This is a genomic window from Pseudomonas sp. XS1P51, assembly GCF_054897845.1.
On the sequence record NZ_CM142707.1, the window covers coordinates 4,694,733 to 4,720,320 of the forward strand.

General features: G+C 60.1%; 22 protein-coding genes. 11 read left to right on the plus strand and 11 right to left on the minus strand.

Annotation, left to right across the window (positions count from 1 at the left end; all coding sequences use genetic code 11):
* Positions 1–3: 3 nt before the first annotated feature.
* From pilQ to ACYZUD_RS21780, 5 genes are read right to left on the minus strand one after another with little or no spacing between them, the layout of a single operon-like run.
* Entirely contained in the window at positions 4–2,091 is a 2,088-nt protein-coding gene (gene pilQ, locus ACYZUD_RS21760) for a type IV pilus secretin PilQ (RefSeq protein WP_462020090.1), read from the minus strand.
* Positions 2,092–2,104: 13 nt separating this feature from the next.
* Complete coding sequence (locus ACYZUD_RS21765; RefSeq protein ID WP_462020091.1) at positions 2,105–2,632, minus strand: pilus assembly protein PilP; 528 nt, start codon at positions 2,630–2,632, stop codon at positions 2,105–2,107.
* Entirely contained in the window at positions 2,629–3,252 is a 624-nt protein-coding gene (pilO, locus tag ACYZUD_RS21770) for a type 4a pilus biogenesis protein PilO (RefSeq protein ID WP_462020092.1), read from the minus strand. The genes ACYZUD_RS21765 and pilO overlap by 4 nt, the downstream gene beginning before the upstream one ends.
* A complete protein-coding gene (locus tag ACYZUD_RS21775) occupies positions 3,249–3,815 on the minus strand; it encodes a PilN domain-containing protein (protein ID WP_462020093.1) in 567 nt (188 codons plus the stop codon). Before ACYZUD_RS21775 ends, pilO begins: the two co-directional genes overlap by 4 nt.
* Entirely contained in the window at positions 3,815–4,879 is a 1,065-nt protein-coding gene (locus tag ACYZUD_RS21780; protein ID WP_462020094.1) for a pilus assembly protein PilM, read from the minus strand. Before ACYZUD_RS21780 ends, ACYZUD_RS21775 begins: the two co-directional genes overlap by 1 nt.
* Positions 4,880–5,098: 219 nt before the next feature.
* Between ACYZUD_RS21780 and ACYZUD_RS21785 the strand changes: the two genes are divergently transcribed.
* The gene (locus tag ACYZUD_RS21785) at positions 5,099–7,534 is read left to right on the plus strand and encodes a penicillin-binding protein 1A (RefSeq protein ID WP_462025088.1); all 2,436 of its coding nucleotides are present in this window, start codon (positions 5,099–5,101) and stop codon (positions 7,532–7,534) included.
* Positions 7,535–7,772: 238 nt separating this feature from the next.
* Here the strand turns inward: ACYZUD_RS21785 and ACYZUD_RS21790 are convergent, their stop codons facing one another.
* The 3 genes from ACYZUD_RS21790 to rpmE form a co-directional block, all read right to left on the minus strand.
* Entirely contained in the window at positions 7,773–9,041 is a 1,269-nt protein-coding gene (locus ACYZUD_RS21790) for a malic enzyme-like NAD(P)-binding protein (RefSeq protein ID WP_090176589.1), read from the minus strand.
* A 179-nt stretch (positions 9,042–9,220) separates the two neighbouring features.
* Positions 9,221–10,024 carry a thermonuclease family protein gene (locus ACYZUD_RS21795; protein ID WP_462020095.1) on the minus strand — a complete coding sequence of 268 codons (804 nt, stop codon included), beginning with the start codon at positions 10,022–10,024 and terminating at the stop codon, positions 9,221–9,223.
* A gap of 14 nt (positions 10,025–10,038) precedes the next feature.
* Positions 10,039–10,269: a 50S ribosomal protein L31 gene (gene rpmE / locus ACYZUD_RS21800; RefSeq protein ID WP_007899231.1), complete on the minus strand. Its 231-nt coding sequence runs from the start codon at positions 10,267–10,269 to the stop codon at positions 10,039–10,041.
* Between the two features lie 233 nt (positions 10,270–10,502).
* Here rpmE and ACYZUD_RS21805 point away from each other — a divergent pair, with 233 nt between their 5' ends.
* The 10 genes from ACYZUD_RS21805 to ACYZUD_RS21850 all read left to right on the plus strand — a co-directional run bounded on the left by ACYZUD_RS21805 (position 10,503) and on the right by ACYZUD_RS21850 (position 23,456).
* Positions 10,503–12,722: a primosomal protein N' gene (locus tag ACYZUD_RS21805; protein WP_462020096.1), complete on the plus strand. Its 2,220-nt coding sequence runs from the start codon at positions 10,503–10,505 to the stop codon at positions 12,720–12,722.
* Between the two features lie 211 nt (positions 12,723–12,933).
* Positions 12,934–14,670 carry an arginine--tRNA ligase gene (gene argS / locus ACYZUD_RS21810; protein ID WP_462020097.1) on the plus strand — a complete coding sequence of 579 codons (1,737 nt, stop codon included), beginning with the start codon at positions 12,934–12,936 and terminating at the stop codon, positions 14,668–14,670.
* Between the two features lies 1 nt (position 14,671).
* Complete coding sequence (locus tag ACYZUD_RS21815) at positions 14,672–15,370, plus strand: SPOR domain-containing protein (protein WP_462020098.1); 699 nt, start codon at positions 14,672–14,674, stop codon at positions 15,368–15,370.
* A gap of 229 nt (positions 15,371–15,599) precedes the next feature.
* Positions 15,600–16,130 carry an ATP-dependent protease subunit HslV gene (hslV, locus tag ACYZUD_RS21820; protein ID WP_007899242.1) on the plus strand — a complete coding sequence of 177 codons (531 nt, stop codon included), beginning with the start codon at positions 15,600–15,602 and terminating at the stop codon, positions 16,128–16,130.
* Positions 16,131–16,185: 55 nt separating this feature from the next.
* On the plus strand, positions 16,186–17,526 hold the full coding sequence (gene hslU / locus ACYZUD_RS21825) for an ATP-dependent protease ATPase subunit HslU (RefSeq protein ID WP_462020099.1): 1,341 nt from the start codon (positions 16,186–16,188) through the stop codon (positions 17,524–17,526).
* Positions 17,527–17,654: 128 nt separating this feature from the next.
* Positions 17,655–18,032 (plus strand): gamma-butyrobetaine hydroxylase family protein, encoded by a 378-nt coding sequence (locus ACYZUD_RS21830; RefSeq protein WP_008025216.1) that lies wholly within the window; start codon positions 17,655–17,657, stop codon positions 18,030–18,032.
* A gap of 257 nt (positions 18,033–18,289) precedes the next feature.
* A complete protein-coding gene (gene phaC / locus ACYZUD_RS21835; protein WP_462020100.1) occupies positions 18,290–19,969 on the plus strand; it encodes a class II poly(R)-hydroxyalkanoic acid synthase in 1,680 nt (559 codons plus the stop codon).
* A gap of 156 nt (positions 19,970–20,125) precedes the next feature.
* Positions 20,126–20,980, plus strand: a complete 855-nt coding sequence (gene phaZ / locus ACYZUD_RS21840; protein WP_462020101.1) for a poly(3-hydroxyalkanoate) depolymerase — start codon at positions 20,126–20,128, stop codon at positions 20,978–20,980.
* A 114-nt stretch (positions 20,981–21,094) separates the two neighbouring features.
* On the plus strand, positions 21,095–22,777 hold the full coding sequence (gene phaC, locus ACYZUD_RS21845) for a class II poly(R)-hydroxyalkanoic acid synthase (protein WP_462020102.1): 1,683 nt from the start codon (positions 21,095–21,097) through the stop codon (positions 22,775–22,777).
* A gap of 58 nt (positions 22,778–22,835) precedes the next feature.
* Entirely contained in the window at positions 22,836–23,456 is a 621-nt protein-coding gene (locus tag ACYZUD_RS21850; protein WP_462020103.1) for a TetR/AcrR family transcriptional regulator, read from the plus strand.
* A 214-nt stretch (positions 23,457–23,670) separates the two neighbouring features.
* Here the strand turns inward: ACYZUD_RS21850 and ACYZUD_RS21855 are convergent, their stop codons facing one another.
* The 3 genes from ACYZUD_RS21855 to ACYZUD_RS21865 form a co-directional block, all read right to left on the minus strand.
* A complete protein-coding gene (locus tag ACYZUD_RS21855; RefSeq protein ID WP_462020104.1) occupies positions 23,671–24,546 on the minus strand; it encodes a phasin family protein in 876 nt (291 codons plus the stop codon).
* A gap of 10 nt (positions 24,547–24,556) precedes the next feature.
* Positions 24,557–24,979: a phasin family protein gene (locus tag ACYZUD_RS21860; protein ID WP_462020105.1), complete on the minus strand. Its 423-nt coding sequence runs from the start codon at positions 24,977–24,979 to the stop codon at positions 24,557–24,559.
* Between the two features lie 223 nt (positions 24,980–25,202).
* The gene (locus ACYZUD_RS21865; protein ID WP_462020106.1) at positions 25,203–25,478 is read right to left on the minus strand and encodes a polyhydroxyalkanoic acid system family protein; all 276 of its coding nucleotides are present in this window, start codon (positions 25,476–25,478) and stop codon (positions 25,203–25,205) included.
* Between the last annotated feature and the right edge of the window lie 110 nt (positions 25,479–25,588).

The following is a 25,588-nucleotide window of genomic DNA, read 5'->3' on the forward strand; positions in this document are numbered from 1 at the left end:
GAATCAATGACTCACAGCAATCGCCTGATTGTTCATGATACGCGGAGTGAGAAACACCAGCAGCTCGGATTTTTTCTCCGAAACCACATCACGCCGGAAAAGGCGGCCAAGATACGGCACATCACCGAGAAATGGCACCTTATCTACAACCTTGCTCTGAGTATTTGAGAAAACCCCACCGATCACGATGGTCTCGCCGTCATTGACCAGAACCTTGGCGTTGACCTCGTTTTTCTTGATGGGCGGCACGTCCTGGACCTTGTTCAGGTAGTCCGGCTCATCCTTGGTGACCTTGACCTCCATGATGATCCGGTTGTCGGGAGTGATCTGTGGCGTCACTTCCAGCGACAGTGAGGCCTCTTTGAATGACACCGAGGTGGCGCCGCTGGAGCTGGCTTCCTGATAGGGAATCTCCGTGCCCTTGAGGATTTTCGCGGTTTCCTTATCGGACGTGACGACCTTAGGCTGTGAGACGATTTCCCCGTTGCCGGTTTTCTCCATGGCCGTCAGCTCAAGATCCAGCAGCACATTGTCGGTGATGAAGGCGATGCCGAGCCCCGAGGTGTTGGCGGCGGTGCCGAGGTCGACAAACGGCGAGTTGGTGCTGGTGCTGCCGGGCGTACCGATAGTCGACGAAGCGTCAGCGCCGTTGCTGACGCCGGACGTGTTCCAGTTGCCCTTGTTCTGTAGTGAACCGCCCCAGCGAACACCCAGGCTTTTGTCATAGTCGACGTTGGCTTCGACGATTCGCGCCTCGATCATCACCTGTCGCACCGGGATATCCAGTTGCGCAACGATACGGCGAAGCTCGTCGAGGCGATCCTGGGTCTGATAGGCAATGATGTTGTTGGTTCGTTCATCGACCGTGATTGAGCCACGTTCGTCGACTTTCGCCTCGGCACTGGTCACCGACTGGAACAGCTTGGCGATATCCGCAGCCTTGGCGTAATTGACCTGCAGCAGCTCACGGCGCAGGGGCGCCAGATCGGCGATCTGCTTCTGCGACTCGAGTTCCTGGCGCTCGCGAGCGGCAATTTCATCGGCCGGCGCCACCAGCAGGACGTTGCCGATCTTGCGCTTGTCCAGGCCTTTGGTTTTCAGCACAAGGTCCAGCGCTTGATCCCAAGGTACATTTTGCAGGCGCAGGGTGATGCCGCCCTGCACTGTGTCGCTGGCCACCAGATTGAGGTTGGTGAAATCGGCGATCAGTTGCAGCACGGAGCGCACATCGATGTCCTGGAAGTTCAACGAGAGCTTTTCCCCACTGTAGGCAAAGTGTTCAGCGTTACGCTTCTGCAGGTCGTCCCCGGTCATCGACCGGATGCTGACGGTCAGCTTGTTGTCAGTCTGGTAGGTCGAATAGTCGAAGGCGCCACTGGGCTCGATGCTGATCGTCGCCCGGTCACCTGTAGTGCTGGCGTTGACGAATTGCACCGGCGTTGCGAAATCCTTGACGTCCAGGCGCACCCGCAACGGTTCGGGCAATTGGGTTCTGGCGAAACCAAGGATGATCTTGCCGTCGCGCTCCTGAATGTCCGGTGCAATGGACGGATCTGACAGGTCGATGACCACATTGCCTTCACCCTGGGTGCCGCGCTGGAAATCCACGCCACGGATGGCCTTGCCCGCCGGTGCATGAGCCTTGGCGGGCACCGGAGTTGCAGTGGCGGCGCGCGGCGGATCAGCGGCTGGCCTGGACGGCGCTTTATTGGCCCCCTGCCCGACAACCACGAGCAGGTTGTTGCCTTCGACTCGTGCGTTGTACGGGGTCAATTGGGTCAGATTAATGATCAACCGCGTGCGGTCCTTGGCCTCAACCACCGTGGCGCTGCGGGCATTACCGCTGCCCAGGTCACGCGTCTTGCTCGCCAGCTGACTGACCACACCAGGCAGATCCAGCGCAATCCGTGCAGGCGATTCCGTCGTGTAACCGTGGGGCGCCGGGGGCGGCCCATCGAATGACAACTTCAACTCGACGCGGTCCCCCGGCAGCGCGGCGACATCCAGCGCTTTGAGGTTGGCCGCTTGTACCATCGGCGACAGCAACGCTATCCATAGCGAAATACCGAAGGTTGAGAAAATCCTGTTCATTTTTCGAGTTCCACTATGAGTGCTCTTTCAAAGGGATAGTCCGCGGCCGTTCCAGCCAGGCACCTTCGCCGTCGGGAACGATTTCGACCACATCGACTTGCGAGCCGCTGATCGCGACGATCCGTCCATCGTTACGCCCCAGGTAATCACCGACTTTCAGCCGATGCACACCGCCCGCCCCCCGCAGCAGCGCAAAGGAGCCGGTCGCGTTGGAGATCGTGCCAACCATTTCAAACTGCTCGATGTTGAAACCTTCGAGGTACTGCTTGACCCGATCGGGGTCAGGTTTGACGTTGCGAGCGCCGTGCTTCTGGCCGGCCAGATCGACTTTGATCTGTCGGGAAAACGGACTTCGCAGGTTGGCGGCGTTGTAGGTGAATGTTGGGTAAGACCGGAATGTCGGCGTTGGTTCAATCTTGCCTGGCGCACGCAAACGCATTTGGTTCATGTACGCGTCCAGGTCGCTGACGTCATTGTCGCCGCCACAGCCGGCCAGGCCGACCAGCAAGGCGACCATCGAAAAACAACGAATCGGGCTCATTTTTGCAGTCCCTTGTCGTTGTAGCGGTAGGTCTTGGCCAGGATGCTCATGCGCAACTTCGGCCCCCCCTCGGGGTTGGCTGGCGCAAGGTCGAAGTCATGCAGGGTGACGATCCGCGGCAGCCCGGCCACGCCACTGACGAACGTGGCCAGGTCGTGATAGGCCCCGGTGACGGTGATCTGGATCGGCAGTTCGATGTAGAACTGCTGGGCGACCTCCGGCAACAGCTTGATCTCTTCGAACTCCAGGCCACTGCCAAGCCCCGTGCGAGTGATGTCCTCCAGCAGGCCGGGCACTTCGGTATCACTGGGCAGTTGCCGCAACAGCACGCCGAAGGAATTCTCCATTTCCTTCATCTGCTGGGTATACAGCTCCAGGTTCGCCGCCATGTGGGCTTTGGTGGCAAATTGCTCCTTGAGGGTCGACTCTTCCTCGCGCTTGAGTTCGAGGTGGTCCTCAAGGTCACTGATGGAAAAACTGTAACCCAGCGCCAGCACCAGAATCATGAGCAGGATACCCACCAGCGCCTTGATGGCTGCTGGCCAGGAACCCATGTTGTTGGTGTCCAGGTCGTTGATGTCGATCTTGCGCAGGCCCTCAAACCATTCAGACGGAGTCATTGGCCGCCCTCCGCAGCGGCAGGCTGAGTCTGACGAACGGTTAATTGAAAGACATTGGCCTGATCCAGCTGACCGGCGGTGGTCGCCTTGACCTCCGTCAGGGTCGGCGCATCGAACCAGTCCGACGCATCCAGGTTTCGCATCAGGTCCGAAACACGATTGTTGGACTCTGCCGCGCCGGTGATGGACAAAGACTTGCCAGCCATTTTCACCTCGGTGAAATACACCCCGTCCGGCAATGTACGCGCCAACTGATCGAAGATCCGCCCGCTGATCGGACGGTTACCCTGCAAGTCCTGAATGATGCGCATGCGCTCGACCAGTTGCTGGCGACGAGCCTTCAGTTCGCTGATCTGTTTGATCCGCTCGTCGACCACGGCGATCTGTTTGCCGATGTAATCATTACGCGCGACTTGCCGATCGATGGTGCCGTTGATGGCTTGATGCGCGATCAACACCGCCCCTACGGCGCCGACCAGCACGCCGGCCAGCGCCAGCAAAAAGCGTTTGCGGCGTTCTTCACGCAGCTCCTCGCGCCAAGGTAAAAGATTGATCCGCGCCATCAGTCGAAACTCCTGAGGGCCAGCCCGCAGGCGATCATCAGTGCCGGTGCATCACTGGCCAGGGCACCGGCGTTGACCTTGCTGCTCAGGGTCATGTCGGAGAACGGGTTGGCCACCTGCGTCGGCGTCCCCAATTGCTGTTCGATCAACCGATCCAGTCCCGGGACCGACGCGGTACCGCCGGCCAACAGGATGTGATCCACCGGGTTGTGCTGACCGGAGGCGAAGAAAAACTGCAATGAACGCGATACCTGCTGCACCAGCGCATCGCGAAACGGCTGCAACACCTCGCTGACGTAATCGTCCGGCAGACCGCCCTGCTTCTTCGCCAGCCCCGCCTGTTCGAGGGTCAGGCCATAACGCCGCTGGATTTCTTCGGTCAGCTGACGGCCGCCGAACAACTGTTCTCGGGTGTAGATGATCCGCCCGTTGTGCAGCACGCTGAGCGTGGTCATGGTCGCACCGATGTCGACCACCGCCACCGTGGGACGCCCCTGAAAGTTGGCCAGTTGACCCGCCAGCAAGCCGTAACACCGCTCCAGCGCATAGGCCTCGACATCGACCACGCGAGCGGTCAGGCCAGCCAGCGCGAGGGCCGCTTCACGGACTTCGACGTTTTCCTTGCGGCAAGCCGCCAGCAGCACATTGACCCGCTCGGGGTTGCGCGCCGACGCGCCCTGGACTTCGAAGTCAATGGCCACTTCGTCCAGTGGATAAGGGATGTATTGATCGGCCTCGATCTTCAGCTGGTTTTCCATCTCGTCGTCGGAAAGGCCGGCGTCCATCTCGATGGTCTTGGTGATCACCGCCGAACCGGCCACGGCCACGGCGACGTTCTTGAGGCTGGTTCTGGCCTTGATCAGCACGCGCGCGAGTGCCTGACCCACGCCTTCGAGTTCAGCGATATTTTTCTCGACCACAGCGCTGGCGGGCAGCGGCTCTACAGCGTAGGCCTCGACCCGGTAGCGGTCGCCTTGACGGCTTAGCTCCAGAAGCTTTACCGACGTGGAACTGATGTCGATTCCCAGAAGCGTATTGGCCTTTTTATTGAAGAGTCCTAGCACTACCAATTCCCTATGACTATCCGTGAGTTACGGACTCTGTAATATCCATTGCGTTCAAACCGCCCGTCCTGCCGGCAGCGCCAATGACGCTCTCGACGGAAAAATGCTTATAATGCCCAGCGTTTTTTTCCGATTTTTACTTCAAGCGCGGGTCGTTCTCCTTTTAACCTGAACCCTGATGCCTCATTCATTCTTTGCCCTGGATATCCCAAAGCCTTGATTCGTCTGCTGAAATTTTTCGGTTGGTCCATCGTCGCCGTTTTCTGCGGACTGCTCCTTGGTCTGAGTGGCGCGTTTCTCTACCTTAGTCCTGGATTACCGTCCGTAGAGGCGCTGAGAAGCATCCAGTTGCAGATTCCTTTACGGGTCTACAGCAGCGACAACAAGTTGATCGCAGAATTTGGCGAAATGCGCCGCACACCGATCCGTTTCGCCGACATTCCCCCCAATTTCATTAATGCGTTACTAAGTGCTGAAGACGACAATTTCGCCAACCACTATGGCGTCGATCCCAGCAGCCTGATGCGTGCCGCCACACAATTGGTAAAAAGCGGACACATTCAGTCGGGCGGTAGCACCATCACCATGCAGGTGGCGAAGAACTTCTTCCTGACCAGCGAACGCAGCTTCTCGCGCAAGACCACCGAAATCCTCCTGGCCCTGCAGATCGAACGGCAGCTGACCAAGGACGAGATCCTCGAGCTGTACGTCAACAAGATCTACCTGGGTAACCGCGCCTATGGCATCGAGGCGGCGGCGCAGGTCTATTACGGCAAGTCGATTCGCGACGTCAGCCTGGCGCAGATGGCCATGATCGCCGGCCTGCCCAAAGCCCCGTCACGCTTCAACCCGCTGGCCAACCCTGCCCGCAGCAAGGAACGCCGCGACTGGATCCTGGGGCGCATGTACAAGCTCGGGAAAATCACCGAAGCCGACTACACCACCGCGATCAATGAGCCACTCAACGCCAGTTATCACGTGCCGACGCCGGAAGTGAACGCGCCGTACATCGCTGAAATGGCCCGCGCCGAAATGGTCGGCCGCTATGGCAGCGACGCGTATACCGAGGGTTTCCGTGTCACGACAACCGTGCCGAGCAACCTGCAGGAAATGGCCAACACTGCGGTCCACGAAGGCTTGATGGTCTACGATCAGCGCCATGGTTATCGCGGTCCCGAGTCGCGCCTGCCGGGCAAGACCCGTGAGGCCTGGGCAATCGAACTGACCAAGCAGCGCACCATCAGCAGCCTCGAGCCGGCCATCGTCACCCAGGTCGACAAGAACGGCCTGCAAGTCATGACCCGCACCGGTGACGAACACATCGGCTGGGACAGCATGAAATGGGCGCGACCGTTCCTGAACACCAACAGCATGGGCGCCAATCCCAAGCAGCCGTCGGATGTTGCCCAGGTCGGTGACCTGATTCGTGTCCAGCGCCAACCGGACAATTCGCTGAAGTTCAGCCAGATCCCGCAGGCACAAGGCGCACTGGTTTCCCTTGATCCGCAGAACGGCGCCATTCGCTCGCTGGTCGGTGGTTTCGCCTTCGAGCAAAGCAACTACAACCGCGCCCTGCAGGCCAAGCGTCAACCGGGTTCGAGCTTCAAGCCGTTCGTCTACAGCGCTGCGCTGGATAACGGCTACACCGCCGCCAGCCTGGTGAACGACGCACCGATCGTGTTCGTCGACGAGTACCTGGACAAGGTCTGGCGTCCGAAGAACGACACCAACACGTTCCTCGGCCCGATCCGCCTGCGTGAAGGGTTGTACAAGTCGCGCAACCTGGTATCGATCCGGTTGGTGCAGGCGCTGGGCGTCGATCGCACCATCGACTACATCAGCAAATTCGGCTTCAACAAGCAGGACCTCCCACGCAACCTGTCCCTGGCCCTGGGCACCGCGACCCTGACGCCCATGGAAATCGCCACCGGCTGGAGCACCTTCGCCAACGGCGGCTACAAGGTCAGCCCGTACATCATCGACAAGATCGAAAGCCGTAACGGCGACACGCTGTTCGTTGCCAACCCGCCGAGCGTACCGAAAGGCGATGTCGTCACGGATGGCATTGCCGCCCCGACCGCCGAAGCCTTTACGGTCAACGCGACGCCGGGTGAAGCTCCGGGCCTGCCTGTACCTCAAGCGCCGGCAGTGGCCGAACGCATCGTCGATGGTCGCACCACTTACATCCTCAACAGCATGCTTGAGGATGTGATCAAACTGGGCACCGGTCGCCGCGCACTGGCTCTGGGGCGCCCCGACATTGCAGGCAAAACCGGTACGACCAACGAATCCAAGGACGCCTGGTTCTCGGGCTACAACGCCGATTACGTGACCACCGTCTGGACCGGTTTCGACCAGCCGGAAAGCCTGGGCAAACGCGAGTTCGGCGGTACGGTCGCCCTGCCGATCTGGATGAGCTACATGGGCGCCGCCCTCAAAGACAAGCCGCCCCACACTCAACCGGAACCGGAAGGCATCCTCAGCCTGCGGGTTGACCCGGTGAGCGGTCGTGCCGCCACCCCAGGCACCCCTGGCGCCTACTTCGAGCTGTTCAAGGCCGAAGACACACCGCCATCGATCAACGAGCTGGGCAACGGCAATGCGCCGGGCAGCCCGCTGCCAGCGGATGAAGCGGCGCCGATCGATTTGTTCTGATCGCACAGCCATATCAAAAGGCCCCGCCTTCGAGAGAAGCGCGGGGCTTTTTATTGGCTGCCTGTCAGACCGCCTTCGCGAGCAGGCTCGCTCCCACAGTGGATTTGTGTACAACGCAGAACCTTGTGGGAGCGAGCCTGCTCGCGAAAAGGACCTGACAAACAACACAAAAACAAACAGGCAATAAAAAACCCCGACTCGTTAGAGCCAGGGCTTTGTGTTGAAGCGCTACAACGGCTTAGCCGTTGAACACGTCATCCACGCTTTTCAGCGGGTAGTTCTTCGGATACGGCAGGGTCGCCACACCGGTCTCGATCGCAGCCTTGGCCACGGCATCGGAGATCACGGTGATCAGACGGGCATCCATTGGCTTCGGAATGATGTACTCACGACCGAACTCCAGTTTGATACCGCCATAGGCGTCGCATACTTCCTGAGGTACCGGCAGCTTGGCCAGTTCGCGCAGGGCGTTGGCGGCAGCCACTTTCATCTCTTCGTTGATGCGCTTGGCGCGAACGTCCAGGGCACCGCGGAAGATGAACGGGAAGCCCAGGACGTTGTTGACCTGGTTCGGGTAGTCCGAACGGCCGGTCGCCATGATCACGTCGTCACGGGTGGCGTGAGCCAGCTCCGGAGCGATTTCCGGATCAGGGTTCGAGCACGCGAACACGATCGGGTTGGCCGCCATGGACTTCAGGCCTTCAGCGCTCAGCAGGTTCGGGCCGGACAGGCCAACGAACACGTCTGCACCGGCCAGGGCGTCAGCCAGGGTGCGCTTGTCGGTCGCGTGAGCGAAGACAGCCTTGTACTGGTTCAGGTCGTCACGGCCGGAGTGGATCACGCCGGTACGGTCAACCATGAAGATGTTTTCGATGTTGGCGCCCATGCTCACTAGCAATTTCATGCAGGAGATGGCGGCAGCACCGGCGCCCAGGCAGACGATCTTGGCGTCAGCCAGGGTTTTGCCCGCGATTTCCAGGGCGTTGATCATGCCGGCCGCGGTAACGATCGCAGTACCGTGCTGGTCATCGTGGAACACCGGAATGTCGCACTGCTCGATCAGAGCGCGTTCGATCTCAAAGCACTCAGGTGCCTTGATGTCTTCCAGGTTGATGCCGCCGAAAGTGATGGAGATGCGTTTGACGGTGTCGATGAAGGCTTGCGGGCTTTCGGAGTCGACTTCGATGTCGAAAACGTCGATGCCGGCGAAGCGCTTGAACAGCACGCCTTTACCTTCCATGACTGGCTTGGAAGCCAATGGGCCGAGGTTACCCAGGCCCAGAATCGCGGTGCCATCGGAAATGACTGCAACCAGGTTGCCTTTACCGGTGTATTTGTAGGCCAGTTCAGGATCGCGGGCGATTTCGCGTACTGGTTCGGCTACGCCGGGGCTGTAGGCCAGCGACAGGTCGCGGGCGGTAGCGGTGGCCTTGGTGAGCTCGACACTCAGCTTCCCTGGACGAGGATGGGCGTGATATTCGAGAGCGGCAGTTTTCAAATCAGACATGTGGGCATTCCGCTTTTACTGTTGGACAGACGGACCGCCGAGGATACGCGTGTCGCAAAGTCCCTACAAGACTGACCAGTCACCCCTGTCAAGCGCCCCGCCCTACGACTTTGGGCCAAGAGCCGCAGAACACACGGGACAGACTGTTCACAATCGATATAAAAAATGTCTACAATTTTTTATCGGGATGCCGCCTGAAGCATCGCTGGATCGGTCAATGGCAACAGCCAGCGCGCTTGGCCCTTTTTAAGTCCACCACGGCGCGAACGATCGACCACCCAGCCACGAGCCTCGATCTGCTTGCCCTTCAGCCGTTCAAGCGCCGCGGCATCGAACTGCCCCAGCACATTGGGTGCAACGCGCAATACAACCGAATCCTGCAACTCGATCCAAACCCCGCCGCGATTGCGCTGAACCTTGCTCACACGCCCGCTGAGCACGGCAAAACCGGAAGCGTTGATCTGCTCCGCTTTCAGTACAGGCGAGTGCCGCCAAACGCCGAGCCCGGCCTGACGGGCACTGCGTTCCGCCGCTTGCTGACAGCCGACCAGATCGACATTCGGCGCGACCGCGACCTGGAAACCGAGGCCTTCGGCGAGCATTTGCGCTTCAAGGTTGGCACCATCTGCGCTGTAGACATGAGCCAGCGTGCGACCGTAATGATCTTTGCTCTCTTTACCAGGCAACAATCCAACCCGCCCGCCACTGGCAGCCACCAGAGCTTCCAGGCGTTTGCGCGCGACCACGGCAAACGGCTCGTCGGACCGACCCTGCTTACCCAGCTCCGGTGTGTTCAAGCCGATCATGCGCACGCTGCGACCATCGCTCAGGCGCAGCGTGTCGCCATCCACCACCCGCTGCACCGCGACTGACGCCAGCCCGCTCGGCGCCGGGCAGAAGGCCTGGGCGCCAGAGAGCCAAATCGCGGACACAAAAAAGGCGCCCGCAAGGGACGCCTTTTTCAACAGCCAGGAAAAGCCCATCGGGCTTTTCAGCCTTACTCTGCAGCAGCAGGAGCTTTCTTGCCGAAAGCACCGAAACGGTCTGCGAAGCGCTGTACACGGCCGCCAGTATCCAGAGTCTTCTGCTTACCGGTGTAGAACGGGTGGCACTCATTGCATACGTCGATCGCCAGAGGCTTGGCCAGGTTCGAACGAGTTTCGAACTTGTTGCCACAGCTGCAGGTAACTGCGGTGATTTCGTATGTTGGATGGATATCGGCTTTCATGGTGATTCCTCAGGCTAGCGTGCCGCCACTCAACACCATTGTTGAATACCGCACGTAATTAGGCCGCGGATTCTACCAGACCTTTACGATCACGCAAGCTGTCCCTTACACCGACCGTCTGCTAGGCTCCCGGCCCAAGCGCCGTCCCTGTGGGAGCGAGACCGGCTTGCCGGTCTCGCTCCCACAGGTCATGGCCCTGCTGTTTATTTTTCGCTGATCGAGATCCCCCCCGCGTGCCCAACGCCATTCTGCGCCTCGCCCTGCCCTCGCCCCTGCGCCGCCTGTTCGATTACCGTGCCCCGGCCGGCGTCCTGCGCGCCCAGTTGCACCCCGGCATGCGCCTGCGGGTGCCGTTCGGCCGGCGGGAGATGATCGGGATTCTGGTGGAGGTCACCGACACCAGCGAAGTCCCGGTAGAAAAACTCAAACCGGCCCTGGCCCTGCTCGACGCCACGCCGCCGCTGCCCCCCGCGCTGTTCAAGCTGTGCCTATGGACTTCGCAGTATTACCAGCACAGCCTCGGCGATACCTTGAGCTGGGCGCTGCCGGTATTGCTGCGCCAGGGCGAACTGGCCGAAGCGCGCCAGGAACGCTTCTGGTCCGCCGCGCCCGGCGCCAGCCTTGATGACCCGCGCATCGCCCGTGCCCCGCGTCAGCGCGAAGCCCTGGCGACGCTGGCCCAACATCCCCACGGCGTCGCCCATCAGTTGCTGAGCAAACTGATGCTGAGCAAAGACAGCCTTGATCTGTTGCTGGCCAAAGACCTGGTGCAGGTCGAAATCCGCAAGCACGCCCCCGGCGCTCGCCACGAACACTGGCTGGCGCAGCCAGAGTTGCCGCTCAACCCGGAACAGCGTGCTGCTTATGAAGCTATTCGCGCCGGCTTCGACAGTTATCACGCCTTTCTGCTGGCCGGCGTCACCGGCAGCGGCAAGACCGAAGTCTACTTGCAACTGATCCGCGAAACCCTCGAGGCCGGCAAGCAAGCGCTGGTGCTGATCCCGGAGATCAACCTCGGCCCGCAAACCCTGGCGCGCTTCGAGCAGCGCTTCAATGCACGCATCGCGTTGATCCACTCGGCGGTCAACGATCGCGAACGCCTTGAAGCGTGGCTCGCCGCCCGGGACGGCGAAGCCGACATCATTATCGGCACCCGCTCGGCACTGTTCACGCCGATGAAGAACCCCGGCCTGATCATCATCGACGAAGAACACGACGGTTCCTATAAACAGCAGGAGGGCCTGCGCTATCACGCCCGGGACCTGGCATTGGTCCGCGCCCGGCAGGAAAACATTCCGATCGTGCTCGGCTCCGCCACGCCGTCGCTGGAAAGCCTGCACAACGCCTACACCGGTCGTTACGGACTCCTGCGCCTGAATGAACGCGCCGGTGGCGCCAAACAACCGCGCTTCCTGCGTCTGGATGTAAAAAGTCGCCCGCTCGACAGCGGTATTTCCGGGCCGATGCAACAAGCCATCGGCCAGACCCTGGCCGCCGGCCAGCAGGTGTTGGTTTTTCTCAATCGCCGGGGTTTCGCCCCGACGCTGTTGTGCCACGACTGCGGCTGGATGTCCGAATGCCAGCGCTGCGATGCGCGCATGACCGTGCACCAGCGCTCCGGCGAACTGCGCTGCCACCATTGCGGCTACGTCGAACGCGTGCCCCGGCACTGCCCGAAGTGCGGCAAGGTCGACTTGCGGCCCGTGGGCGCCGGCACCGAGCGTGCTGAAGAGCGGCTGGGGATTCTGTTTCCGGACGTCCCGGTGCTGCGGGTCGACCGCGACAGCACTTCGCGCAAAGATGCGATGAATCAGCTGTTCGCGACCATCCAGAAAGGCCAGCCGTGCATTCTGGTGGGCACCCAGATGCTTGCCAAAGGGCACCACTTTCCACGGGTGACGCTGGTGTCGATTCTCGATGCCGACGGCGGACTGTTCTCCGGCGACTTCCGCGCCAGCGAACGCATGGCGCAGTTGATTGTTCAGGTGGCAGGCCGTGCGGGGCGGGCTGAAGAGCCGGGCAAGGTGATTATCCAGACCCACTTGGCCGACCATCCGCTATTGGTGCAACTGACCGAGCAGGGTTATTTCGCGTTTGCCGAGCAGGCACTGAGCGAACGCCGCTCTGCCGGTTTGCCGCCGTTTGCGCATTTGGCACTGCTGCGGGCCGAAGCGCACAAACCCGGGCAGGCCGAAGGTTTCCTCGATGAAGCGTGCAGCGAGGCAGAGCGATTGCTGGCCGAGCAGAATCTGACCGGGATCGAGCTGCTTGGGCCGGTGCCGGCGCCAATGGAGCGTCGGGCCGGACGTTATCGGGCGCAGTTGTTGCTGCAAGCGACGGCGCGGGCGCCATTGCATCGGTTGCTCAGCAGTTGGTTGCTGGTGCTGGAGCAGATGCCGAGTGGACGGGCGGTACGTTGGTCGCTGGATGTCGATCCCGTCGATTTGTATTAATTCAGGCTACCGCCATCGCGAGCAGGCTCGCTCCCACAGTTGAACGCATTCCCCTGTGGGAGCGAGCCTGCTCGCGATGAGGCCCGATTTGTCACCACATATCCACAACCTGCCCGCTATAGTTGGCAAGCCCGCCTTCGCAACGGATAATGCCCAGTTTTTCCACCAGCGCATCGAAGCGCCGCCGCGCTTGCGGTCGAAAGAGAAGACCATGAAAGACACCATTCGCCAGCTGATCCAACAAGCCATCACCCAACTCGTCAACGAAGGTGTGTTGCCTGAAGGCCTGTCGCCGGCGATCCAGGTGGAAAACTCCCGTGACAAGACTCACGGCGACTTCGCCAGCAACATTGCAATGATGCTGGCCAAGCCGGCCGGCATGAAACCGCGCGATCTGGCCGAGAAAATCATCGCCGCGCTGCCGGCCGACGAAAATGTCACCAAGACCGAAATCGCCGGCCCTGGCTTCCTGAATTTCTTCCAGAACACCCAGGCCCTGGCCACTCGCCTGGACTTCGCCCTGGCCGACGAGCACATCGGCGTGCGCAAGGCCGGTCCGGTACAGCGCACCGTGGTCGACCTGTCGGCCCCGAACCTGGCCAAAGAGATGCACGTCGGCCACTTGCGCTCGACCATCATCGGCGACGGCGTGGCACGGGTGCTGGAGTTCCTCGGCGACACCGTGATCCGTCAGAACCACGTCGGCGACTGGGGCACCCAGTTCGGCATGCTGATGGCCTATCTGCAAGAAAACCCGATCACCAGCGACGAGCTGTCAGACCTGGAAAACTTCTACCGCGCCGCCAAGCAACGCTTCGACGAATCCGAAGAGTTCGCCGACCGCGCCCGTGGCCTGGTGGTCAAGCTGCAGGCCGGCGATGCGGACTGCCTGGCGCTGTGGACCAAGTTCAAGGACATCTCGCTGTCCCACTGCCAGAAAATCTACGAACTGCTGAACGTCAAACTGACCATGGCCGACGTGATGGGCGAAAGCGCCTACAACGACGACCTGATCAACGTGGTCAACGACCTCAAGGCCGCCGGCCTGCTGGTCGAGAGCAACGGCGCCCAGTGCGTGTTCCTCGACGAGTTCAAGAACGCCGACGGCGACCCGCTGCCGGTGATCATCGTCAAGGCCGACGGCGGCTACCTCTACGCCACCACCGACCTGGCGGCGGTGCGCTACCGCAGTGGTGTGTTGAAGGCCGATCGCGCGCTGTACTTCGTCGACCAGCGTCAGGCCCTGCACTTCCAGCAAGTGTTCGCGGTGGCCCGCAAGGCCGGCTTCGTGACGCACCCGATGGAAATGGAACACATGGGCTTCGGCACCATGAACGGAGCCGATGGCCGTCCGTTCAAGACCCGTGATGGCGGCACCGTGAAGCTGATCGACCTGCTGACCGAAGCCCAGGAACGCGCCTACACCCTGGTGAAGGACAAGAACCCGGAGCTGGCCGAAGCCGAGCTGCGCAATATCGCCAAGGTCGTGGGCATCGGCGCCGTGAAATACGCCGATCTGTCGAAGCACCGCACCAGCGACTACAGCTTCAACTTCGACCTGATGCTGAACTTCGAAGGCAACACGGCGCCGTACCTGCTGTACGCCTACACCCGCGTGGCCGGTGTGTTCCGCAAACTCGGCAAGGACTTCAGCGAAGTCGAAGGCCAGATCGTCCTCGAAGCGGCGCACGAACACGAACTGGCGGCGAAACTCGCGCAGTTCGGCGAAGTGCTGAACAACGTCAGCGACAAGGGCACGCCGCACATCCTGTGCACCTACCTGTACGATGTTGCCGGCCTGTTCTCCAGCTTCTACGAGAACTGCCCGATCCTCAGCGCCGACACGCCGGCGCAAATGCAAAGCCGTCTGCGCCTCGCCGCGCTGACCGGTCGCACTCTCAAGCAAGGCCTGGAACTCTTGGGTCTGGAAACTCTGGAGCGTATGTAAGTTGGCTGCCAAGAAAAAACCTGCACCCAAGCGTGGCGCCAGCCGTTACCAAGCTCCTGCAAAGCAACCGATCCCGGGCTGGCTGTGGATGGCGATCGGCCTGACGGTCGGCGCGTTCATTGTGTTCCTGATGAAACTGGAACCGGGCAAGGGCAGCGATAGCGTCAAGCGCGAGAAAATCGAGCAGCAGAAAGCCACCAAGATCGCCGAGGCCAACAAGACCCCGCCGAGCCCGACGCAACCGGTGAAGCCGAAGTACGACTTCTACACGCTACTGCCGGAATCGGAAGTGATCGTGCCGCCGGATGCCGTGCCGGAGAAAACCCCGCCGACGCCGGCCGTACCAACCACGCCGGTAACGCCTGCGGAAGCGGCGAAGATCGATACCGCGCGGGCTCAAGCGGCCTTGGCCGGCATCACCCCGCCACCGCCACCGCCCGTGGCCAAGGCCGCACCAGTGACCAAGTTCTTCCTGCAGGCCGGTTCGTTCCGCAAGGAGGCTGACGCGGACAAGGTTCGTGCGCAGATCATCCTGCTGGGTCAGGCCGTGGCGGTTGAATCCGGCACCGTGAAGGACGAAACCTGGTATCGGGTACTGGTCGGACCGTTCAGCAACCGCGAACAACTGACTACGGCCCAGAAGCAACTGGCGGGCGCGGGCTTCAGCAATCTGCTGTTACAACAACGCCAAAACCGCTGATCCATCATCGGCACCGCGTCATCGTTCATCGCGAGCAGGCTCGCTCCCACAGAATATGCACCAACCCTGTGGGAGCGAGCCTGCTCGCGATGACGTCCTTCTGAACACCCCACCTCTAATTCGGTGTACACCGCTCGTCCCCTCTCCCGCCCCGCAGTTGAAAAACGCTCCACCACCCCCATATGAGTTGGCATAAGGCATTTTCGCCCCGCTGCGTGGAGACTCTCCCTTGACCACCATCGTTTCAGTTCGCCGCCACGGCAAAGTCGTCATGGGCGGCGACGGCCAGGTTTCTCTCGGCAACACCGTGATGAAAGGCAACGCGAAGAAAGTTCGCCGCCTGTACCACGGCCAGGTGATCGCCGGTTTTGCCGGGGCCACCGCTGACGCCTTCACCCTCTTTGAGCGTTTCGAAGGCCAGCTCGAGAAACATCAGGGTCATTTGGTTCGTGCCGCCGTCGAACTCGCCAAAGAATGGCGCACCGACCGCTCCCTCAGCCGCCTCGAAGCCATGCTCGCGGTCGCCAACAAAGACGCCTCCCTGATCATTACCGGTAACGGTGACGTGGTCGAACCCGAAGAAGGCCTGATCGCCATGGGTTCCGGTGGCGGTTACGCCCAGGCCGCGGCCAGCGCCCTGCTGAAGAAAACCGATCTGTCGGCCCGGGAAATCGTCGAAACCGCGCTCGGCATCGCCGGCGACATCTGCGTATTCACTAACCACACCTTTACCATTGAGGAGCAGGACCTCGCCGAGTAAGCCTGTTCCGGCCTTAGCGCCACGGCTCACTTTTGCTTGAGGACCGCCAATTACTATGTCCATGACTCCCCGTGAAATCGTCCACGAACTCAATCGCCATATCATCGGCCAGGACGATGCCAAGCGCGCCGTCGCCATCGCGCTGCGTAACCGCTGGCGCCGGATGCAACTGCCGGAAGAGCTGCGCGTTGAAGTAACGCCAAAGAACATCCTGATGATCGGCCCGACCGGTGTCGGTAAAACCGAGATCGCCCGTCGCCTGGCCAAACTGGCCAACGCGCCGTTCATCAAAGTCGAAGCCACCAAGTTCACCGAAGTCGGCTATGTCGGCCGCGACGTTGAATCGATCATTCGTGACCTGGCCGACGCCGCGATCAAGCTGCTGCGCGAACAGGAAATGACCAAGGTTCGCCACCGCGCCGAAGACGCCGCCGAAGAGCGCATCCTCGACGCCCTGCTGCCACCGGCACGCATGGGTTTCAACAACGAAGACGCGGCACCGTCGGCCGATTCCAACACCCGTCAGCTGTTCCGCAAACGCCTGCGCGAAGGTCAGCTGGATGACAAGGAGATCGAAATCGAAGTCGCCGAAGTGTCCGGCGTCGATATCTCCGCGCCACCGGGCATGGAAGAAATGACCAACCAGCTGCAAAGCCTGTTCGCCAACATGGGCAAGGGCAAACGCAAGAGCCGCAAGCTCAAGGTCAAGGAAGCGCTGAAACTGGTGCGTGACGAAGAAGCCGGTCGCCTGGTCAACGAAGAAGAGTTGAAAGCCAAGGCGCTGGAAGCCGTTGAGCAGCACGGCATCGTGTTCATCGACGAAATCGACAAGGTCGCCAAGCGCGGTAATTCCGGTGGTGTCGACGTGTCTCGCGAAGGCGTGCAGCGCGACTTGCTGCCGCTGATCGAAGGCTGCACCGTCAACACCAAACTGGGCATGGTCAAGACCGACCACATCCTGTTCATCGCCTCCGGTGCGTTCCACTTGAGCAAGCCGAGCGATCTGGTGCCGGAGCTGCAAGGTCGTCTGCCGATTCGTGTCGAGCTGAAGGCGCTGACGCCTGAGGACTTCGAACGCATCCTCAGCGAGCCGCATGCGTCGCTTACCGAACAGTATTGCGCCCTGCTGAAAACCGAAGGCCTGGTCATTGAGTTCCAGGCGGACGGCATCAAGCGTATCGCCGAGATCGCCTGGCAGGTCAACGAGAAGACCGAGAACATCGGTGCCCGTCGCCTGCACACCTTGCTCGAGCGCCTGCTCGAAGAGGTGTCGTTCAGCGCCGGCGATCTGGCCAGCGCCCACGACGGCAAGGTGATCCTGATCGACGCTGATTACGTCAACAGTCACCTGGGTGAATTGGCGCAGAACGAAGACCTGTCCCGTTATATCCTGTAGGTCACCTACTCTCCCGTAGGAGCTGCCGCAGGCTGCGATCTTTTGATCTTGACCCTTAAAAATCAAGATCAAAAGATCGCAGCCTGCGGCAGCTCCTACAGGGTGCGTCACCAGACGGACGACCAGTCATGACCCAACTCCCCACCGATATCAAACTGCACAAAGCCTCCAAAACCCTGTCGCTGAAATACGCGTCCGGCGAGGAACATCACCTGCCCGCCGAGTTCCTGCGCGTGCACTCTCCTTCCGCCGAGGTCCAGGGCCACGGCAAACCTATCCTGCAATTTGGCAAGATCGGCGTAGGCCTGACCAAGGTAGAACCGGCCGGTCAGTACGCACTGAAATTGACCTTCGATGACGGCCACGACAGCGGGCTGTTCACCTGGGAATATCTGTACCAGTTGGGAGTGCGTCAGGAGGATCTCTGGAACGATTATCTTGCCGAACTCAAAGCTGCCGGAAAAACCCGCGATCCGAACGAGTCTGTCGTCAAGCTGATGCTCTAGTCCGAGCCTCTTGCTCTTTAGAGGGCATTTTCTAATTTCATCTGATTGAATGCTTGGCCGCGAGGCCAGTCATTGGCCTGCTTGCGAAAAAAATTAAACTCGGGTAACCAATGGAGCTGGCAAGTTCCCTGCAGTGTCTCTGAACTAAAAAGCAGCGATGCAGAATTAACGGTCACCCGAGCAGTAGTACCTGGCATTTGCTGTGTGACTACACAGCTGGACTCAGGTGCTCGTCTCAGGACAATGGAGCGTCGTAGATGAGTAACAAAAATAACGATGACTTGAAGTATCAAGCCTCGGAAAACACCCTGGGGCTGAATCCTGTCGTTGGGCTGCGTGGAAAGGATCTACTGGCTTCTGCTCGCATGGTGCTCAGGCAGGCCATCAAACAACCGGTGCACAGCGCCCGGCATGTCGCCCATTTCGGCCTCGAACTCAAGAACGTGCTGTTCGGCAAATCCGAGCTTCAACCGACAAGCGATGACCGTCGCTTCGCCGATCCGGCCTGGAGCCAGAACCCGCTCTACAAACGTTATTTGCAAACTTACCTGGCGTGGCGCAAGGAACTCCACGACTGGATCGATGACAGCAACCTCTCGCCCAAGGATGTCGCCCGCGGGCACTTCGTGATCAACCTGATGACCGAAGCCATGGCCCCGACCAACAGTGCGGCCAACCCGGCAGCGGTCAAACGCTTCTTCGAAACCGGCGGCAAAAGCCTGCTCGACGGCCTCTCGCATCTGGCCAAGGATCTGGTACACAACGGCGGCATGCCGAGCCAGGTCAACATGGGTGCATTCGAAGTCGGCAAGAGCCTGGGCGTGACCGAAGGCGCCGTGGTTTTCCGCAATGATGTACTGGAGCTGATCCAGTACCGGCCGACCACCGAACAGGTGCACGAACGCCCACTGCTGGTGGTGCCGCCGCAGATCAACAAGTTCTATGTATTTGACCTGAGCCCGGACAAGAGCCTGGCGCGCTTCTGCCTGCGCAATCACGTGCAGACCTTCATCGTCAGCTGGCGCAACCCGACCAAGGAACAACGCGAGTGGGGTTTGTCGACCTACATCGAGGCGCTCAAGGAAGCGGTCGACGTGGTCACCGCCATCACCGGCAGCAAAGACGTGAACATGCTCGGCGCCTGCTCCGGCGGCATCACCTGCACCGCGCTGTTGGGCCACTACGCCGCGATCGGTGAGAAGAAGGTCAACGCCCTCACGCTGCTGGTCAGCGTGCTGGACACCACCCTGGACAGCGACGTGGCTCTGTTCGTCGACGAACAAACCCTCGAAGCCGCCAAGCGCCATTCCTACCAGGCCGGCGTACTGGAAGGCCGCGACATGGCGAAAGTCTTCGCCTGGATGCGCCCCAACGACCTGATCTGGAACTACTGGGTCAATAACTACCTGCTGGGCAATGAGCCGCCGGTTTTCGACATCCTGTTCTGGAACAACGACACCACACGGTTGCCCGCTGCGTTCCACGGCGACCTGATCGAAATGTTCAAGAACAACCCGTTGATCCGCGCCGACGCACTGGAAGTGTGCGGCACGCCGATCGATCTGAAGCAGGTCACCGCCGACATCTTTTCCCTGGCCGGCACCAACGACCACATCACCCCGTGGAAGTCCTGCTACAAGTCGGCTCAACTGTTTGGCGGCAAGGTCGAATTCGTGCTGTCCAGCAGCGGGCATATCCAGAGCATTCTGAACCCGCCGGGCAATCCGAAATCGCGCTACATGACCAGCACCGAAATGCCGCTCAAGGCCGAGGACTGGCAAGAAAACTCAACCAAGCACACTGACTCCTGGTGGCTGCACTGGCAGGCCTGGCAGGCCGAGCGTTCGGGCAAATTGAAGAAGTCCTCGAGCAGTCTGGGCAACAAGGCCTATCCCGCAGGCGAAGCGGCGCCAGGCACTTACGTACACGAGCGGTAACTGACACACCTCGCTCTGCTTGTAGGAGCGAGCTTGCTCGCGATGGACGTTAACGATAACGCGTGCTGCTTGGTTAACGCGTTGTCCTCACGTTTTTCGCGAGCAAGCTCGCTCCTACAGGGGATCGGGGATGAATTAACCCACAGGGCCTGAAGCATGCCGCAACCGTTCATATTCCGTACCGTCGACCTGGATGGCCAGACCCTCCGCACGGCGGTACGCCCCGGCAAGCCTCACTTGACGCCCTTGCTGATTTTCAACGGCATCGGCGCCAACCTGGAGCTGGTGTTTCCGTTCGTCGCGGCGCTGGATCCGGACCTGGAAGTCATTGCTTTTGACGTGCCCGGGGTCGGCGGTTCGTCGACGCCAAACCGACCGTATCGCTTTCCGGGCCTGGCGAAACTCACGGCGCGGATGCTCGACTATCTCGACTACGGTCAGGTCAATGTGATCGGCGTGTCCTGGGGTGGCGCCCTCGCCCAGCAGTTCGCTTACGACTATCCCGAGCGCTGCAAGAAACTCGTGCTGGCGGCCACGGCGGCCGGTGCGGTGATGGTGCCGGGCAAACCTAAAGTGCTGTGGATGATGGCCAGCCCGCGACGCTACATCCAACCGTCTCATGTGATCCGCATTGCACCGATGATCTACGGCGGTTCGTTCCGCCGCGATCCGACCCTGGCGGCCAGCCATGCGGCGAAGGTGCGTTCGGCGGGCAAGCTCGGTTACTACTGGCAACTGTTCGCCGGCCTCGGCTGGACCAGCATTCACTGGCTGCACAAGCTCCACCAGCCGACGCTGGTGCTGGCGGGCGACGACGATCCGCTGATCCCGCTGATCAACATGCGCGTGCTGGCCTGGCGAATTCCCAATGCTCAATTGCACATTATCGATGACGGGCACCTGTTCCTGATTACCCGGGCAGAGGCGGTGGCACCGATCATCATGAAATTCCTCGAGGAGGAGCGACAACGCGCCGTGATGCATCCGCATCCGGCGCCATTGGGCGGTTAACCGGCCCATTGTCGGTCGGCAGGACGCCGCGCCGCGCAACAACCCGTTACAGCGTCTATGGTGTTCTGGTTCGATGTATTTGTTTTTGGCCTGAAGACGAAGGAGTGTTGAGTCATGCGCGAAAAACCAGCGAGGGATTTTTTACCCACTCCCGCCGCGTTCATCAACGCACAGAGTGCGATTACCGGCCTGCGTGGCCGGGATCTGTTTTCGACCCTGCGCAGCGTTGCCGCCCATGGCTTGCGTAACCCTGTGCACACCGCCCGACACGCCTTGAAACTCGGCGGTCAACTCGGCCGCGTACTGCTGGGCGAAACCCTGCACCCGACCAATCCGCAGGACAATCGCTTTGCCGATCCGGCGTGGAGTCTCAACCCTTTTTATCGCCGTAGCCTGCAGGGCTACCTGAGTTGGCAGAAGCAGGTCAAAAGCTGGATCGACGAGAGCAACATGAGCCCGGACGATCGCGCCCGCGCTCACTTTGCGTTCGCCTTGCTCAACGACGCCGTGGCACCGTCCAACAGCCTGCTCAATCCACTGGCCATCAAGGAGATCTTCAACTCCGGCGGCAACAGCCTGGTGCGGGGCATCAGCCACCTGGTCGATGACTTCCTGCACAACGACGGCCTGCCCAGACAGGTCACCAGGCAAGCTTTCGAGGTTGGCAAAACGGTCGCCACCACCACCGGTTCCGTGGTGTTTCGCAATGAACTGCTGGAGCTGATCCAGTACAAGCCGATGAGCGAAAAGCAGTATTCCAAACCGCTGCTGGTGGTACCGCCACAGATCAACAAGTACTACATTTTCGACCTGAGCCCGCACAACAGCTTCGTCCAGTTCGCCCTGAAGAACAGCCTGCAAACCTTCATGATCAGTTGGCGCAATCCGGATGTGCGTCATCGCGAATGGGGCCTGTCGACGTACGTTGAAGCCGTGGAAGAAGCGATGAATGTCTGCCGGGCGATCACCGGCGCTCGCGAGGTCAATCTGATGGGCGCCTGCGCCGGCGGGCTGACCATTGCCGCGTTGCAAGGTCATTTGCAAGCCAAGCGGCAACTGCGGCGAGTGTCCAGCGCGACGTACCTGGTGAGCCTGCTCGACAGTCAGATGGACTCGCCGGCAACCTTGTTCGCCGACGAACAGACCCTCGAGGCGGCCAAGCGCCGCTCCTATCAGAAGGGCGTGCTGGACGGCCGCGACATGGCCAAGGTCTTCGCCTGGATGCGCCCCAACGATTTGATCTGGAGCTACTTCGTCAACAACTACCTGCTGGGCAAGGAGCCGCCGGCGTTCGACATCCTCTACTGGAACAACGACAACACACGTCTGCCGGCCGCTTTCCATGGCGACCTGCTGGACTTTTTCAAGCACAACCCGCTGAGTCATCCGGGCGGACTGGAAGTGTGCGGCACGCCGATCGACCTGCAAAAAGTCACGGTCGACAGCTTTAGCGTGGCCGGTATCAACGATCACATCACGCCGTGGGACGCGGTGTATCGCTCGACGCTGCTGTTGGGTGGCGAGCGACGCTTCGTGCTGTCCAACAGCGGTCATGTGCAGAGCATTCTCAACCCGCCGAGCAACCCGAAAGCCAACTTCGTCGAGAGCGTAAAACTGAGCAGTGACCCACGGGCCTGGTATTACGACGCCAAGCAGGTCGACGGCAGTTGGTGGACCCAATGGCTGGGGTGGATTCAGGAACGCTCGGGCGCGCAAAAAGAAACCCACATGCCCCTCGGCAACCAGAACTATCCCCCGATGGAGGCGGCGCCCGGTACTTACGTGCGCGTGCGCTGACGCTCAACGAACCACGGCCGGGCCGGCCGTGGCATGACCCGACCATTAAGAAGACTGGATGAAAACCCGCGACCGGATCCTCGAATGTGCCCTGCAGTTGTTCAATCAGAAGGGCGAACCGAATGTCTCCACCATGGAAGTTGCCAACGAAATGGGCATCAGCCCGGGCAACCTCTATTACCACTTCCACGGCAAGGAACCGCTGATTCTCGGGTTGTTCGAGCGCTTCCAGGCCGAACTGGCGCCCCTGCTCGATCCGCCCTCCGATGTGGAACTGGCACCGGAAGATTACTGGTTGTTCCTGCACCTGATCGTCGAGCGCCTGGCGCACTATCGGTTTCTGTTCCAGGACTTGTCGAATCTGGCCGGGCGCCTGCCGAAACTGGCCAAGGGTATTCGCAACCTGCTCAATGCGCTGAAACGCACACTGGCTTCATTGCTGGCGCGACTGAAGGCTCAGGGGCAGTTGGTCAGCGACACCCAGGCGTTGGGGCAACTGGTGGAGCAGATCACCATGACGCTGCTGTTCTCGCTGGACTATCAGAGGATTCTTGATCGCGAAGGTGAAGTGCGACTGGTGGTGTACCAGATCATGATGCTGGTGGCGCCGCACCTGTTGCCGCCGATCAAGGTTGCGACCGAACACCTGGCCCTTCAATACCTCGAAGAACACGACTGACAGTTCCACTGGATAAACAAATTTCACTGTGGGAGCGAGCCTGCTCGCGAAGAGGTCCCCACAGTCACATTGATGTCTACTGAGATACCGCTTTCGTCGGAACGCCGCCCGGAGCCGGTTAGCTCCCACAATGGTTCTGCGGTGTTTATAAATCAGTGTACAAACAAAAACGCCCGACCTTTGCAGGCCGGGCGTTTTCTTGAGTCCTGAAAAATCAGGACTGACTGGTTGGCGTCGATGGAGCTGGCGCGACAGTCGGGGTAACAGCAGGGGTCGGTGCAGCTGCGGAATTGGATGTGCTGACCGGGGTTGCCGGTTTGGCGGCAGCCACTGCTGGTTTTGGTGCGACGGCTTTAGGCGCGGCCGGTTTTTTCACTGCTGGCTTCTTTGCGGCGGCAGGTTTTGCCGCTGGCTTGGCTGCAGGTTTAGCTGCTGCGCTTTTCGCTGCAGGCTTGGCAGCAGCTTTTGCTGCTGGTTTAGCCGCAGCTTTGGCGGCGGCCGGCTTGGCCGCTGGCTTGGCTGCTGCAGGTTTTGCCGCGGCAGTTTTGGCAGCAGGCTTGGCCGCTGCTTTCGCTGCTGGCTTGGCAGCCGGTTTAGCGGCAGCCTTGGCCAATGGCTTGGCAGCGGACTTGGCCGCAGGTTTGGCTGCTGCGGTTTTCGCCGCAACGGGCGCAACCTTGGCACCGGTCAGGCGCTCGATCTGCTTGGTCAGGGTATCGACCTTGCTGTGCAGCGCCTTGACTTCATTGCGGCTGGGTACGCCCAGGCGTGAAATGGCGCTGTTCAGGCGCTTGTCGAAAGCCCCTTCCAGCTCATCCCACTTGCCCAGCGCACGATCTTTCACGCCACTGATGCGCGACTTGGCCGACGAAGCGGAGTCCTTGGCGGCATCGACTTTTTTGCCGACAGCGCTTTTGGTGAGCTTCTCGGCTTTCTCGCCGTCTTTAACCAATGTATCGAAGAGCTTGCTGCCGTCAGTGTCGATCTTCGAGTACACGCCTAAACCAGCAAGCCAGATTTTGCGGGAGTAGTCTTCGACTTTCCCGATCCACGAGCTGCCTTCTTTTTCAGTATTCTTTTTACCAGCCATCCCGTTCTCCTTAAGATTTACGCGCGACGCGTTCGAGCAATGCCGTCAGCTCATCGAGCTTAGCAGAGAGTGTCTCAACGTCATGTTTAGACGGAATGCCGATACGATTCAAGGTACTTGCGACACGCGAGTCAAAAGCCTTCTCGACCTTGTCGAGTTGAACTTCGACTTTGCCTTTGAAAGTGCTGACTTCACTCTTGGCTTCATCGATCTCGGCATTGGCCGCTTCAAGTTTCTCGGAAACTACTTTTTTTCCTTTCTTTTCAACAGCTTGACCTTCCTTTATCAACTCTTGAAAGTACTCGCTGCCCTCTTGGCCGACCTTGGCGTAGGCACCCAGGCCTGCCAGCCAGATCTTGCGGGCATAAGATTTAACGTCGCTCAGAGCCGTTGTCGAAGCGTCGATTTTTTTCTTCAAAATAACTTTGGCCATGGTGCACCTCACGCGCAGAAGGTTTGAGGAACTGCCCGCAAAGAGTCGGGCTCAGGCACAAAGTAGTGAGAATAATTAGAAACGGCACCCTAACAACTGACATAAATAGGTGGTGCCTGATGGAAGAGATCGCAGCCTCGTTTCACTCGACAGCGCCTACAAAGGACAGCGGTGTACACCTGTAGGAGCTGTCGAGTAAAACGAGGCTGCGATCTCTTTGGTCTCACACCAACGCTTTATCCAAAGCCTTTTCGATTTCCGACTTGATGGTGCCGCTCATGGCGGACATCAACAGGCCAAGTTCGACATCGACCTTGATCGAATCCTCACCTACATGCACCGCGCCTTTCACACCAGAACGCTTGAGGTTCAGGGTGTCGCCGGACCATTGCGGTTCCAGGCCATATTGCTCGGACAGTTTCTGCGCCAACTTGTCGGCCTTCTCGCGGGCCGCTTCCTTACCCAGGCCGTGGGCACGCTCAACACTAATACGGGCCATCGAATGACTCCTGCTTTATGGATACTGTCCTGAAGCATCTTGACCCTTCCTGCGTCAAAACGTCCCGGCGGTTCTACATCTTACCTTCAGCCTTGCCAAGACAAAGCAGG

What these genes read in the sequence shown, in the direction of transcription:
- ACYZUD_RS21790 (WP_090176589.1), bottom strand. Translation starts at nt 9,041, where the DNA reads ATGTCTGATTTGAAAACTGCCGCTCTCGAATATCACGCCCATCCTCGT.
- ACYZUD_RS21830 (WP_008025216.1), top strand. Translation starts at nt 17,655, where the DNA reads ATGACCCAACTCCCCACCGATATCAAACTGCACAAAGCCTCCAAAACC.
- argS (WP_462020097.1), top strand. Translation starts at nt 12,934, where the DNA reads ATGAAAGACACCATTCGCCAGCTGATCCAACAAGCCATCACCCAACTC.
- pilQ (WP_462020090.1), bottom strand. Translation starts at nt 2,091, where the DNA reads ATGAACAGGATTTTCTCAACCTTCGGTATTTCGCTATGGATAGCGTTG.
- pilO (WP_462020092.1), bottom strand. Translation starts at nt 3,252, where the DNA reads ATGACTCCGTCTGAATGGTTTGAGGGCCTGCGCAAGATCGACATCAAC.
- phaC (WP_462020102.1), top strand. Translation starts at nt 21,095, where the DNA reads ATGCGCGAAAAACCAGCGAGGGATTTTTTACCCACTCCCGCCGCGTTC.
- ACYZUD_RS21775 (WP_462020093.1), bottom strand. Translation starts at nt 3,815, where the DNA reads ATGGCGCGGATCAATCTTTTACCTTGGCGCGAGGAGCTGCGTGAAGAA.
- hslU (WP_462020099.1), top strand. Translation starts at nt 16,186, where the DNA reads ATGTCCATGACTCCCCGTGAAATCGTCCACGAACTCAATCGCCATATC.
- ACYZUD_RS21795 (WP_462020095.1), bottom strand. Translation starts at nt 10,024, where the DNA reads ATGGGCTTTTCCTGGCTGTTGAAAAAGGCGTCCCTTGCGGGCGCCTTT.
- ACYZUD_RS21850 (WP_462020103.1), top strand. Translation starts at nt 22,836, where the DNA reads ATGAAAACCCGCGACCGGATCCTCGAATGTGCCCTGCAGTTGTTCAAT.
- ACYZUD_RS21855 (WP_462020104.1), bottom strand. Translation starts at nt 24,546, where the DNA reads ATGGCTGGTAAAAAGAATACTGAAAAAGAAGGCAGCTCGTGGATCGGG.
- phaZ (WP_462020101.1), top strand. Translation starts at nt 20,126, where the DNA reads ATGCCGCAACCGTTCATATTCCGTACCGTCGACCTGGATGGCCAGACC.
- ACYZUD_RS21765 (WP_462020091.1), bottom strand. Translation starts at nt 2,632, where the DNA reads ATGAGCCCGATTCGTTGTTTTTCGATGGTCGCCTTGCTGGTCGGCCTG.
- rpmE (WP_007899231.1), bottom strand. Translation starts at nt 10,269, where the DNA reads ATGAAAGCCGATATCCATCCAACATACGAAATCACCGCAGTTACCTGC.
- phaC (WP_462020100.1), top strand. Translation starts at nt 18,290, where the DNA reads ATGAGTAACAAAAATAACGATGACTTGAAGTATCAAGCCTCGGAAAAC.
- ACYZUD_RS21865 (WP_462020106.1), bottom strand. Translation starts at nt 25,478, where the DNA reads ATGGCCCGTATTAGTGTTGAGCGTGCCCACGGCCTGGGTAAGGAAGCG.
- ACYZUD_RS21860 (WP_462020105.1), bottom strand. Translation starts at nt 24,979, where the DNA reads ATGGCCAAAGTTATTTTGAAGAAAAAAATCGACGCTTCGACAACGGCT.